General features: G+C 44.2%; 11 protein-coding genes. 1 reads left to right on the top strand and 10 read right to left on the bottom strand.

Annotated elements, in window-relative coordinates:
• Positions 1-49 precede the first annotated feature (49 nt).
• Both lytT and lytS read right to left on the bottom strand, forming a co-directional pair.
• On the bottom strand, positions 50-775 hold the full coding sequence (lytT, locus tag SB658_RS01020) for a two-component system response regulator LytT (RefSeq protein ID WP_019712907.1): 726 nt from the start codon (positions 773-775) through the stop codon (positions 50-52).
• A complete protein-coding gene (gene lytS / locus SB658_RS01015; RefSeq protein WP_019712906.1) occupies positions 753-2,534 on the bottom strand; it encodes a two-component system sensor histidine kinase LytS in 1,782 nt (593 codons plus the stop codon). Before lytS ends, lytT begins: the two co-directional genes overlap by 23 nt.
• Before the next feature lie 166 nt (positions 2,535-2,700).
• Here lytS and SB658_RS01010 point away from each other — a divergent pair, with 166 nt between their 5' ends.
• Entirely contained in the window at positions 2,701-3,483 is a 783-nt protein-coding gene (locus SB658_RS01010) for an HAD family hydrolase (RefSeq protein WP_004398978.1), read from the top strand.
• A 40-nt stretch (positions 3,484-3,523) separates the two neighbouring features.
• On the opposite strand, the gene thrS is transcribed toward SB658_RS01010, so the two are convergent.
• The 8 genes from thrS to SB658_RS00970 form a co-directional block, all read right to left on the bottom strand.
• A complete protein-coding gene (gene thrS, locus SB658_RS01005) occupies positions 3,524-5,455 on the bottom strand; it encodes a threonine--tRNA ligase (RefSeq protein ID WP_003229473.1) in 1,932 nt (643 codons plus the stop codon).
• Between the two features lie 397 nt (positions 5,456-5,852).
• Positions 5,853-6,698, bottom strand: a complete 846-nt coding sequence (gene ytxC, locus SB658_RS01000; RefSeq protein ID WP_003229471.1) for a putative sporulation protein YtxC — start codon at positions 6,696-6,698, stop codon at positions 5,853-5,855.
• Between the two features lie 78 nt (positions 6,699-6,776).
• The gene (locus SB658_RS00995) at positions 6,777-7,418 is read right to left on the bottom strand and encodes a TVP38/TMEM64 family protein (RefSeq protein ID WP_003229468.1); all 642 of its coding nucleotides are present in this window, start codon (positions 7,416-7,418) and stop codon (positions 6,777-6,779) included.
• Positions 7,419-7,451: 33 nt separating this feature from the next.
• Entirely contained in the window at positions 7,452-8,387 is a 936-nt protein-coding gene (gene dnaI / locus SB658_RS00990) for a primosomal protein DnaI (protein ID WP_003229466.1), read from the bottom strand.
• Positions 8,388-8,414: 27 nt separating this feature from the next.
• Positions 8,415-9,833 carry a replicative helicase loading/DNA remodeling protein DnaB gene (dnaB, locus tag SB658_RS00985; RefSeq protein ID WP_003229464.1) on the bottom strand — a complete coding sequence of 473 codons (1,419 nt, stop codon included), beginning with the start codon at positions 9,831-9,833 and terminating at the stop codon, positions 8,415-8,417.
• Between the two features lie 114 nt (positions 9,834-9,947).
• On the bottom strand, positions 9,948-10,406 hold the full coding sequence (gene nrdR, locus SB658_RS00980) for a transcriptional regulator NrdR (protein WP_003223586.1): 459 nt from the start codon (positions 10,404-10,406) through the stop codon (positions 9,948-9,950).
• A 273-nt stretch (positions 10,407-10,679) separates the two neighbouring features.
• A complete protein-coding gene (gene speD, locus SB658_RS00975) occupies positions 10,680-11,060 on the bottom strand; it encodes an adenosylmethionine decarboxylase (RefSeq protein WP_003223584.1) in 381 nt (126 codons plus the stop codon).
• 238 nt (positions 11,061-11,298) lie between these two features.
• Positions 11,299-12,321, bottom strand: a complete 1,023-nt coding sequence (locus SB658_RS00970) for a glyceraldehyde-3-phosphate dehydrogenase (RefSeq protein WP_003229459.1) — start codon at positions 12,319-12,321, stop codon at positions 11,299-11,301.
• Positions 12,322-12,516 lie beyond the last annotated feature (195 nt).

Genomic DNA, 12,516 nt, shown 5'->3' with positions numbered 1-12,516 from the left:
GCGGGGCTGAGTTGCAGAATCAAATGGCTGAAATGCAAAAAGCCGCCCATCAAATATGGAGCAGCTTTTTCAATTCCTTCGCATATGTCCGGCTGACCGGTATTTTCGATCCGTCTTTCATGATCAGATTATACGTTGAATTAAACCATGGCTGAATTTCTTTAATATATTCGGTATTCACGACAAAGCTCCGATGGACGCGGATAAAATCAGAATCCGGCAGCTTTTTCTCAATCACAACGAGTGTATCGCTGACCGTATAAGAATGATCGAAGGTTTTTACATTGACATGACCATCTTCTGTTCCGGCATAGATAATGTCCTTCGTATCCACAATCACAATCGATTCCCCCACAGATAGCGCGAGCTTGTGCTGGCCCGCATGGCTGTTTTGCTCTATTTCTACAATATCCCGATTGACTTTTTTATATTTTTTCAGCGTTTGCTGAATTCTTTCTTCATCGAAAGGCTTGGTTAAATAATCAAGAGCGTCCACCTCAAACGCTTTGAGCGCATACTGGTCATACGCTGTCGCAAACACAACTGCAGGAGGATGCTTCATTTTCTTCAATCGCTTTGCGATATCAAAACCGTTTTCTCCGGATAAATCAACGTCTAGAAACAGCAAATCAGGTTTTTGATCCATCATTTGGTCAAAAGCGGATTCGATATTTTCCGCTTCATTGATTTCCATTTCCTCATTGGTCCGCTTAAGCAAGTAAGCCAGTTCATCTCTTGCCAGCATCTCATCATCAACTATTAACACCCTGAGCATGTTCTTCTCCCTCTTTCATCTGTTGCATTGGCACTTGAAAGGAAACCTCTGTCCCTTTATGAACCTCACTGCTGATATGCAGTGCAGCCTGCTGTCCGAATAAACCGATCAGCCGCTGATTTAGGTTATAAAGCGCTGTACCGGTTCCCTCCTTAGACGGAAACGGTTTCTTTCCCAGTTCCGGCAAGACGTCCGGCGGAATTCCGCGTCCGTTATCCGCCACCTTCATATAGACGGATGCATCATCAGATAAGACACAGACTGTAACCTTGCATATGTCTTGTTTTTTCGGAAACGCGTGCCGAAGCGCGTTCTCGACAAGCACCTGCAAAACAAACGGAGGGATTTCAATCTGCTCCAGTCTTGTGTCGATCTTAAGCTCAATTTTATATTTCCCGGGAAAACGCGCCTGTTCTAATGACAAATAGGCGTTAAGATGGTTCAGCTCCTTTGAGAGCGGAATCAGCAGCTGTCTCGCTCCTTGAAGGTTTGAACGAAAATAAACACTGAGCTGCAATAGGAGCTTACGGGTTTTTTCAACATCTGTACGGCATAGCGCAGAAATCGTGTTGATCGCATTAAATAAAAAATGCGGATTCACCTGTGCTTGAAGCGCTTTAATTTCAGCATCCTTGAGAAGTTTGCTTTGCAGCTCTGCTTCCCCAAGCTCAAGCTGTGTCGAAAACAGCATGGCCAGCCCCTCGGCAAGTTCCTCCTCTACCTGACTCAGGCCTGCCGGGCTTTTAAAGTACATTTTCAAGGTGCCGATTGTATTGCCGTTCGATGTCAGCGGCAGAACAATTGCAGCGTGCAAAGGGCATTCAGCATGCGTGCATTCAATCTCTTCCTGCGAAATCGCCTTCATAATATGCCCTGTTTTAATCACCTTTTTGGACAGGCCGGTGATCAAACTTTTCGATGGGATGTGGTGATCCATTCCCGCACCGACATGCGCAAGGATCTTTTCTTTATCAGTGAGAGACACCGCATCTGTTCCTGTCAGCTTATGGATAATAGCCGCTACACTTTTACAGGAGTTTTCATTTAATCCTTGGCGAAAAAATGGAAGTGTCTGATCAGCAATCGTCAGCACTCGATGCGTTTCGAGAGCTCTTGCCTGTTCTTCCTTGCGAATGATCGCTTGAATAATAGACAGAAAAATAAAACTGCCTGTTCCATTGATGAGTATCATCGGAATTCCGATCATGCTGACAAGCTCCCAAGCGTCACTGAACGGCTTTGCCATCAGCAAAATAATGATCATTTGCAGTGACTCCATGCCGATTCCCACAAGAGCGGCGATGCGCGGTGTCGGCATTCGATATCGCTTCGTAAAATACCTGCCGATCAAGCCTGCAAGAACACCCGCTAAAATAGATGAGACGGCACAGCTTAAGGCCGTGCTGCCACCGAGTGAAAAACGATGCAGGCCCGCAAGTATGCCGATCCCAGCCCCTACAAAAGGACCTCCGAGAAGGCCCCCGATTTCCACGCCCAAAATACGGGTATTCGCGATAGAGCCCGATGGATCTATCGTAAACACCCAGTCATTGTTTACAATCATATTTCTTTGAATTTCGATGCCTGTATAATTGCTGATGATGCTGAAAAGAGAAAAAATAGAAATTAAAATCGCTTTTCCTTTATAGCCGTCCTGATTCTGAAGAGCTTGTCTGAAAAGTTTCGTATGGGCGAGAATGAACCCTAATATAACAATAATCCCCACTCTCTCCAGCATCATAATCATTAAATGAATCATTCATGTCACCTGTTCTTTCCGTTTTCATTCTAGCATGTTTTCGTTTTGCGGCTGACTGTTTTTTTAAAATCGTCTGAAAACATATTTCACAAGGCTTTTATCTATTGTAAAATAAAACATGAGCCTTTTGGCAGAAAGATTTGAATCTGAAGCAGAGGAGAAGATCATGAAAGCCGTATTTTTTGATTTAGATGATACACTACTTTGGGACGAAAAAAGCGTCAGAACAACATTTGCAGAAACTTGCTTACAGGCGGAGAAAAAATATGGCCTTGCCCCTGAGGAATTCGAAGCAGCTGTTCGCGAAGCGGCGAGAGAATTGTACATGTCATATGAGACGTATCCATATACAGTGATGATCGGCATTAACCCGTTTGAAGGACTGTGGTCCAATTTCTCAGAGCCAATCAGTGAAGGCTTTCAAAAGCTGAACAAGATTGTGCCGGAGTACAGAAGAAATGCATGGACCAACGGACTGAAAGCGCTTGGGATCGATGATCCTGCATATGGCGAATACTTGGGAGAGTTTTTTGCGGCAGAGCGCAGAAAGCGCCCGTTTGTATATGATGAAACTTTTGCTGTACTCGATCAATTAAAAGGCAAGTATGAATTATTGCTTTTGACAAATGGCGATCCTAGTCTGCAAAAGGAGAAGCTTGCCGGCGTGCCTGAGCTCGCTCCTTACTTCAATGAAATCGTCATCTCGGGCGCATTCGGCAAGGGCAAGCCGGATGTTTCAATTTTTGAACACTGCCTTAAGCTGATGAATATTGAAAAAGACGATGCCATCATGGTCGGCGATAATTTGAATACTGATATTTTAGGCGCTTCAAGAGCCGGAATCAAAACCGTTTGGATCAACCGGACTGATAAGAAAAACGAAACTGACGTAAAGCCTGATTACATCATCAGCAGCCTTCATGATTTGTTTCCTATATTAGAGAAATAAAAAAAGCATGATCTCTTCAATGAGATCATGCTTTTTTATTTTATTTTTTCGCTTCAGCTACTGCCTTTTTCACAAACTCATCAAGTGAAATGGTTTCAGAGTTCTGTTCTCCGTATTTACGCACGTTTACCGCTCCGTTTTCTGCTTCTTGGTCACCGACCACCAGCATGTACGGGATTTTTTGCATTTGCGCTTCACGGATTTTGTAGCCGATTTTTTCATCGCGGCTGTCGACTTCAACACGCAGGCCTTCACATTGCAGGCGTTCCTGCACTTTTTTCGCGTAGTCTAAATGCACAGCCGGAGAAACCGGGATGACTTGGAACTGAACCGGTGCAAGCCATGTCGGCAGCGCGCCTTTGTGTTCTTCGATTAAGAAAGCAACAAAGCGTTCCATTGTTGAAACGACACCTCTGTGAATGACAACCGGACGGTGCTGCTTGCCGTCCTCACCGATGTATGTCAGGTCGAAACGTTCCGGCAATAAGAAATCAAGCTGAACCGTAGACAGTGTTTCTTCTTTTCCGATCGCAGTTTTCACCTGAACATCAAGTTTAGGTCCGTAGAATGCCGCTTCACCTTCTGCTTCGTAATAGTCGTGGCCGATTTCGTCCATTGCCTCTTTCAGCATGGATTGCGCTTTGTTCCACATTTCATCGTCATCAAAATATTTCTCTGTATCTTCCGGATCGCGGTAAGACAGACGGAATGTGTAATCACTTAAACCGAAGTCTTCATAAACATCCTGGATTAAACGGACTGTACGGATAAACTCATCCTTAATTTGATCCGGGCGCACAAAGATGTGTGCATCATTTAACGTCATTCCGCGTACCCGTTGAAGTCCTGACAGCGCACCTGACATTTCATAGCGGTGCATCGTTCCAAGCTCTGCAATACGAATCGGAAGCTCGCGGTAACTGTGAATGTCTTGTTTGTAAATCATCATATGGTGCGGACAGTTCATCGGACGCAATACAAGTGTTTCATTGTCCATTTCCATCGGAGGGAACATGCCTTCCTGATAATGATCCCAGTGTCCTGATGTTTCATACAGCTCTTTGCTGCCTAGCACAGGTGTGTATACGTGCTCATAGCCGAGGCTGATTTCTTTATCGACAATGTAGCGCTCGATGACGCGGCGGATTGTTGCGCCTTTTGGCAGCCAAAGCGGCAGGCCTTGTCCGACTTTTTGAGAGTTCGCGAACAGCTTTAATTCTTTGCCAAGCTTTCTGTGGTCGCGTTCTTTCGCTTCTTCTAGCATACGAAGATGCTCTTCAAGATCAGCTTTTTTGAAGAAAGCTGTACCATATACGCGCTGAAGCATTTGGTTTTTGCTGTCACCGCGCCAGTATGCGCCTGCAAGGCTTAACAGCTTAAATTCTTTGATTTTTCCGGTTGAAGGAACATGGACGCCGCGGCACAGGTCAAAGAATTCGCCTTGCTCATAGATCGAAACGGTTTCTCCTTCAGGAATCGCATCCAATAGTTCAAGCTTCAGGTCGTCGCCGATTTCCGCAAAACGGGCTTTCGCTTCTTCACGGCTGACTTCTTTTCGAACGATCGGAAGGTTCGCATTAACGATTTTTTTCATTTCTTTCTCGATTTTCGGCAGATCCTCCGGTGTAATCGCTTCGTCCATTTCTACATCGTAGTAAAAACCGTTTTCGATAACCGGACCGACGCCGAATTTAACATCCTTGTAGATGCGTTTAATCGCTTGAGCCAGCAAGTGAGCCGCACTGTGGCGCATAATTTGAAGACCTTCTTCTGAGCCTTCTGTAATGATTTCCACTGTACCGTCTTCATTGATCGGCGTTCTCAAATCGATTTCTTTTCCGTTCAGTTTTCCGGCTAATGACTTTTTCTTTAATCCCGGACTGATGGATGCCGCGATATCTTCTGTTGTTGTTCCTTTCGCAAACTCCTTGACTGCTCCATCAGGAAATGTGATTTTTACCATATCTGACATCTTTGTCACTCCTTTTTTTGCATATAAAAACCCCGCCCCCTATGAAAGGGACGAGGTTGAATAAACGGAATCGTGGTTCCACCCTTTTTTCCGCAAAGCCAATACACGGCACCTGCGGCTCTAAGCTCTGTAACGGGAGTTCCCGTCAGCCATTACTGTTCCTTTTCAAGAGGTTCACAGCTGAAGTTCAAAGGCGGTAAAGCGAATGGTCCTTAGCTGGGAAGCTTGCAGCCAGGGCTTCCCTCTCTTTGAGCCGGTATCATTCCTTCGTGTCCTTATCAATACGTGTGTCTTTCTTAATCTCCTATGTATTATAAATTGTTCAATCCAAAAAATCAACACGATCGCGTTTCCTTTTTTTTAAACCGACAGCCTTAAATAGACAGGCTGCCGGCCCTCATCCTTCCGAGTGCTTCACCGGTATTTCTGCATCTGTAAAAGCATGCAGCGGGAGCATTTCCACTCTCTCTTGAAATACGTTTTGAATGGTCCTTGCCATCATGTGCTCGGGCTGGTCGGTATAAAGCACGACTTCATCAGGCGCAATGGAAATCAGCGGCGCGAGCAAATGAGAATCAATATACATAGGATGATCCCGGACAAATCTTCTGTCTATGTATTTCATTTTTTCCCGTTCCGGCACATAGCGCAGCTCCCATAATGTAAAGGAACCATCATGGACAATATGCACTTTTTTGATTCGCGGCTGTTTGGCGTCCACATAGTCTCTGAGTGTTTGAATAAAGTTTTGATATTCCTGTTCCATCTTATATTCATCAATCGCTGCTTCTGTAATATCTCTCAGCTGCTTATAGTATGATCCAAGTCGGAAGGTCTGAAAGGAGCGAATGTAAAATACTCCTTCCTCTAAACAGATCGTTTGGAGTTCATCCAAAATTGATTGTTTCCGTGAAAGCTTCAGCGGCTCAAACGGAAGATCGTCTGCTTCACCTTCAATAATACTGTGTGCGAGCTGAAGGATTTGCTGCTGTTCATCCTGGTCCGTGAAACAATACGTTTCCTCAATCAATGACAGCATATGCTCGTCTTCTTTGCATTCCAAAAAAAATTTGACCAGAATCGGCTCCATAAAACGCTGAATAGGAAAAGCCGGATTCGCTTTTTCAATCCCGATTTTTCGTATGCCTTCACGGACAATGATATTGTTCCGATCGTCCGAATGCTGAATGAGATGTAAAAAAGCGGCTGCATCATGGTCATCTTCAAAGATTATTTCAAGCATGTTTGTCCCCCCTTACGGCATCTGTTACAAGTATATGGGGGATGTTTTTAAAATAGACGTAAAGGTCATTGGCAAATCTTAATTTGATTCTTGGAACAAGTTTTGCATTTTCTTTCTGAAGATGAACGGCAATGAGATAAACACGATATACAAAGCGAGCACCATAAAGAAAGCGGGCAGATTGCCAGCCAAAAAGCTCGCACCCAGCACATTAAGCGCAATCGTCCCAGGGATGATTCCCACAGCCGTTGCGGCAAAATACGGCAGCGCTTTGACATTGGAAAGGCCTGCCGCATAGCTGACGAAATCAAAATTGATCGGCAGGATTCTCAAAAGAAAGATATAGAAAAATCCGTTATCCTCCATTTGCTTCTGTATGGCTTCAAGCCTTTCGTAATGCCCGTTCTTTTTCGCCGAAAACAAACCAGCCGCAAAAAACGAAACAGCTGAAGCGCACATCGAACCGAATAACGTATAAAGCGTGCCGAGAAGCGGGCCAAACGCAAGTCCGCCAGCTATTGAAATAACAGACACCGGAAATAAAACAAGTGGCCTGACGATGGATATCCCGATAAACATCAGAGGTGCAAAGACTCCGAACGACAATACCCATACCCTGATTTCTTTCGGCGATACATTCAAATACGTTTTATTTCCCCAATAGAGTAAACCAGCACCTGCAAGCACTGCCAGCCATTTGACAGCCGTTTTTCGTTTCATACCCTCAGTTCCTTCCCCTTTGAACCACAGCAATTATGGATGTCGGCGGTTTTCTCCGTCAAGGCGGATCGGAGCAGCCAAATATAATATCCGCTCCATTAATCTTGCAGCTTTTACTTCTTCTTTTTCTCCCCTCTGCGAATACGTAAAATGATGCTTCAGCTCGTCAGGTGAGAAATTAGAAGAAAAGAACGTTGGCAGCTGCTGGGACATTCTGTGCTGAAGCACCGTTCCGATGACCTCATCCCTTACCCAGCTTGTCATTGATTCTGCTCCGATGTCATCAAGCATTAATACGGGTGTGGTCTTTACCATATTGAGCTTCTCTTCCAATGTCTGGTCTTGCAGCGAATTCTTAAGCTCTCTCACAAATTCAGGCACATAAACAATCATGGAGGAATACTCTTTTTCCGCCAGCTCATTGGCAATTGCAGCGAGCATAAACGTTTTTCCTACCCCAAATTTCCCGTATAAATATAATCCTTTCCCTTTTCCCGTCTCATTATAGCTTTTCAGGAAGTCTGTAACATGCTGAAACATCGCGAGTCTGCTTGGGTCACTGATATCAACTTGCTGGAACGTCGCTCCAAGAAGATCCTGCTGGATATACATGCTTTTCATAAGAGACTGTTGTTTCTTCTGCTGGTCGAGCTTCCGTTTGACTGGACATTCGTAATACTCGATATCAATAGACCTCCCATTGACAACAAGCTTCGGATGGTAGCCCTCCAACAAATTGTTGCAGTTTTCATCTTCCGAACAATAGGAGCAATTCTTGCTTTGTTCGATATATTCATAAAGCTTATTTAAGCTCTTTTCGATCATTTTTTGGTCAATCACTTCTTCGTTTTCCTTCAAAAATGCTTGAACATCTTGATCTTTCATGACTTTTTCCTTCATTTGTTCAAGACGTTTTTGGAAATCCGGCCTGCCGGTTACGCCCTGCAGGGAACGGCCGATTGGTTCCATCTATTCCTTCACCCCGCATCTCTGTCTTTAATAGGCAGAGTATTTTTTCAGTTTTTGCATTTCTTCCATCATCTTTTTCTTCTGTTCTTCCAAATCCTGCGGATGCAGCTTCTGCTGTCCGGATTCTGAATCGGACGCTGTTTCCTTTTCTGTCATCCAATCAGGAAGCTTTTCTTCACGAATCACTTTTTGGTTTCGTTTCGAAGACTTTGTTTTTCCCTCAGCCCATTCAAGATACTGGCGGTTTTCTTCTATTGCGAGCTTCATCGCTTCCCTGACCGTTTTCACCTTTTTGCGTGCCCAATGCGAAGCGATTTTTTGGATATAGTTTTTCGACAGCTTCATGTCGGTTTTCAGCATGACATAATAAATTAACACATTTGTGACGCCTGGCTCGAGCTTCTGTTCGAACATAATTTCTTCTATGATCTTCAGATCAGCTTTTGACGGCTCTGTTCCGTCAGCAATGTCCTGCAGAAGCTTCTTCGGGGAAATCGCCTCCAGCAATGCAATCAGCTTCCCATCCAGAGAATCCTCTTCTGCCGGTTGTTCGCCTTCACGCAGATGCACCGGCTGTGTTTTTTCCACCAAATCGGGCAGCTGTCCGTTTCTTTCAATTTGATACCAGTCGCTCGCCGCTTTTCTTAATGCCTCCGTCGTAATGACGTCACGCTCATCAATTGCGCTCATCACAACATTTTGCATTTGCAAAGGGTCAATTCCGTACAGATAAGAAAGCTTTTTGATTGTGTCCCGCACCTGCTGGGTCATCGCTTTTCTCGGTATCATCGTCTCAGAAAGTCCCGCTAAAAACAAATCAAAATCAAACACATCCTCCGTTATGGTGTAGGACGGAGACTGTCCGACAGAAGTATACTCGGACCCCTCGGCAAGCCTTACCGTTTCCTCCATATCGGATGTGAGCTTCCATTCACTCGGCTGCAGCGATTCAAACGCATGATTAAACGGACGCGTAATGTCCTTCGCATCTTCTGAAATGGCCGGGTGCGTAAAAAATTGTTTTAATTGCTGATATTTCGTTTTTCCGACCCTATTATACAGAAAAACATTCAGCATTCCGTCTTCAAAAAATTCATTTGGTCTGAGCGGCGGAAGGAGTTCATATATAAAGAGGCGCTCCTGCCGCTCGGATTCTTTCATATATACTTTCAGCAATCCGATGCCCTCGAGCTTCCCCTGTTCCTGATGGATCGTTTTTAAGTTGGACTGTGTCATCCCCATCAGCTGTCTATGTGTGGACTCTCCGCCCCACAGACGGTTTTGTTCAAGCTCTCCCCACAATGTCATATAAAGAGAGAATGCAACAGGGCCGATTAAGGGCTGGTACAGTTGTGTAATAATTTGTCTGTCAATATCCTGCAGCATCGATCTGCTTTTAACCACATACGGGTCTACAGGCAGTACATCTTTCCAATAGTCAGCCATACATTCTCAAACCTTCCGAATTTGTTTCTACCTTTCATTTTACACCGTTTCTTATATCTATCAAATGCCAATTTTGCACATGAGAAAAGAGCTAGAAGAATCCTCTTAGCTCTTTTAACGCTCTTTCTTTATTAAGTCTTTTAATTCATCGATAAAGACGTTTATATCTTTAAACTGCCGATAGACGGACGCGAACCGCACATATGCGACTTCGTCAATCTTAGCCAGCCGGTCCATGACCATTTCTCCGACGAGCTCACTCTTCACCTCGGAGCAGCCTTGATTGCGAAGTTCTTTTTCAATATCAAAGCACATGTCTTCAAGCGTTTTGAGTGAAACAGGCCTTTTTTCACATGCTTTTATGAGGCCGCGCAGCATTTTTTCTCTGCTGAATTCCTCACGCACACCTTCTTTTTTCACAACGATGAGCGGGGTTTCCTCCACTTTCTCAAAGGTCGTAAACCGGTAGTGGCAGGATTCGCACTCGCGTCTTCGGCGAATCGACTTTCCGTCATCCACAGGCCGTGAATCAAGGACTCGTGTTCCGTTATGCTGGCATGAAGGACATTTCAATAAAATCAGCTCCCAACTATATCGTTCCCTGCAATGTATTTTCGGCAGCCTCCGCCTTTTAAAAATAGATGTGACAGCATCTGTCGGGAGAGCCGTTGTTAAATTTGTTTCTATAGCATTAGGTGGTTTGTGAAAATCTCCTTCTTATTTTACAAAAAAAATGAAAAAAGAAAAAGCTGACACTCTCGTTTCTTTATAAAAATAAAAGGAGCATAAGCTAAAAAGCGCATAATGGCTTTCTAGCTCCAGCTCCCTTTGTGTTCGCAATTTACTTTATAGTACTTTCGCTTGCGCCTGTTTAATTTGCACAGGCCCCATTCCTCTTGGTATTTCAATGTTTTCTCTTGTATCAGCATGTAATGCCTCTGCAATGTAATCAGCAGCGACATTAGGATCTAAGTCTCCACAAGTATAAACATCAATGCTCGCATATCCGTGCTCAGGAAAACTGTGAATCGTTAAGTGTGATTCAGAAATAATCACAACTCCGCTTACGCCTTGCGGTGCAAATTTGTGAAATGCAACCTCGCGCACCTCAGCACCTGATTTTAGAGCAGCATTTACAAACGTTTTTTCAATAAAATCCATGTCATTCAGCTTATCAAAATCGCATCCCCATAGCTCGGAGATAACGTGACGCCCCATTGTTTCCATAGTCATGGACCCCCCTTAACAAGAATTAAAAAGTGAAATTCCAACAACTGGGTCGGCCATTTACCACGGGGGAAAGTTAGTCCGGAGAGGTCCTAACCCTTTAAGTAATTCCGAAACAGTCTCAAGCAAGAAGTTCACGAAAAATAGTATACTGTGTTTAAGTCTAATTTGCAAGGTGCGTTTTTTCAGAAATATGCTGTTAAGGGTTTTTTCTTTAAAATGTGTCCATGACCTTATTTTATACAGCAGACGGATGTTTCATTCGTGCCGCTACATGACGGATCAGATCAACAACTCTGCAGGAGTAGCCCCATTCGTTGTCATACCACGCCAGTACCTTTACTTTCCTGTCTTCCATTACCATTGTTGTAAGCCCGTCAATGACCGCTGAATGAGGATTCGTATTATAATCAGTCGAAACAAGCGGTTCATCTGAGTAATCAAGTACACCGTACATCGACGTTTTGGCAGCGCGTTTAAATGCCTCGTTTACTTCTTCAGCCGTAACATCCGTTTTCAGATCAACAACGAGATCAACCAATGAGACGTTCGGAACAGGGACACGCAAGGCGAGGCCGTGAAGTTTTCCTTTCAAATGCGGCAGCACAAGTGAAAGCGCCTTTGCCGCTCCTGTTGTCGTCGGAATGATGGATTCACCGCAAGCCCGCGCCCGGCGCAAATCTTTGTGCGGGTTATCAATATTTTTTTGGTCATTCGTATACGCATGAACTGTAGTCATCAGACCGCTCTCAATGCCAAACTCTTCATCCAGCACTTTTACAACAGGCGCAAGGCAGTTTGTCGTGCATGACGCATTTGAAATAATGACGTGGCGCTCAGCGTCAAATTGGTCCTCATTTACGCCCATCACAATGGTAACGTCTTCATTTTTTCCCGGAGCGGTCAAAATCACTTTTTTTGCACCTGCTTCTATATGGCCCATCGCTTTATCTTTAGCATTAAACTTCCCTGTTGCTTCGACGACTATGTCAATATCATATTCCCGCCAAGGCAGCTGTTTTGGATCACGGCTGTTTAACAACAGCACTTTCTTTCCATTTACGATCAGGCTGTCTTCACCAGCCACAACCTCTTTGTCGTATCTGCCGTGAATTGTGTCATACTTTATTAAATGAGCCAGCGTTTCTGCGGAATAGCTGGCGTTAATGGCCACTACTTGAATTTGATCGTCTAACATCGCTTTTCTAAAAACCATTCTTCCGATTCTTCCAAACCCGTTGATCGCTACTTTTACCTTCATGTTGGACACCCCTTATCAATTATGCCATCCTAATTTGTTACTATCTAAAATTAGTATAACACATTAAAACAAATTCGCCAGTACATATTGATAAAAATCAACGATTATAACGCTAATTTATGATGCATCTTATGTTTTCTTGCACAGAATATCAGGCGTAAGAACCAAAAAGCAGCCAGCGCTCTGCACTGACTG

Source organism: Bacillus sp. SIMBA_008 (genome assembly GCF_046535495.1).
Lineage (GTDB): Bacteria > Bacillota > Bacilli > Bacillales > Bacillaceae > Bacillus > Bacillus subtilis.
The sequence above is the reverse complement of the archived record's forward strand: the minus strand, read 5'-3'. Positions and strand labels throughout refer to the sequence as shown.

Excerpts from the sequence above, each read along its gene's own strand:
- thrS (WP_003229473.1), bottom strand. The coding sequence starts at position 5,455 with ATGTCAGATATGGTAAAAATCACATTTCCTGATGGAGCAGTCAAGGAG.
- lytS (WP_019712906.1), bottom strand. The coding sequence starts at position 2,534 with ATGATTCATTTAATGATTATGATGCTGGAGAGAGTGGGGATTATTGTT.
- SB658_RS00970 (WP_003229459.1), bottom strand. The coding sequence starts at position 12,321 with ATGAAGGTAAAAGTAGCGATCAACGGGTTTGGAAGAATCGGAAGAATG.
- dnaB (WP_003229464.1), bottom strand. The coding sequence starts at position 9,833 with ATGGCTGACTATTGGAAAGATGTACTGCCTGTAGACCCGTATGTGGTT.
- SB658_RS00995 (WP_003229468.1), bottom strand. The coding sequence starts at position 7,418 with ATGAAACGAAAAACGGCTGTCAAATGGCTGGCAGTGCTTGCAGGTGCT.
- speD (WP_003223584.1), bottom strand. The coding sequence starts at position 11,060 with ATGGAAACAATGGGGCGTCACGTTATCTCCGAGCTATGGGGATGCGAT.
- dnaI (WP_003229466.1), bottom strand. The coding sequence starts at position 8,387 with ATGGAACCAATCGGCCGTTCCCTGCAGGGCGTAACCGGCAGGCCGGAT.
- ytxC (WP_003229471.1), bottom strand. The coding sequence starts at position 6,698 with ATGCTTGAAATAATCTTTGAAGATGACCATGATGCAGCCGCTTTTTTA.
- SB658_RS01010 (WP_004398978.1), top strand. The coding sequence starts at position 2,701 with ATGAAAGCCGTATTTTTTGATTTAGATGATACACTACTTTGGGACGAA.
- lytT (WP_019712907.1), bottom strand. The coding sequence starts at position 775 with ATGCTCAGGGTGTTAATAGTTGATGATGAGATGCTGGCAAGAGATGAA.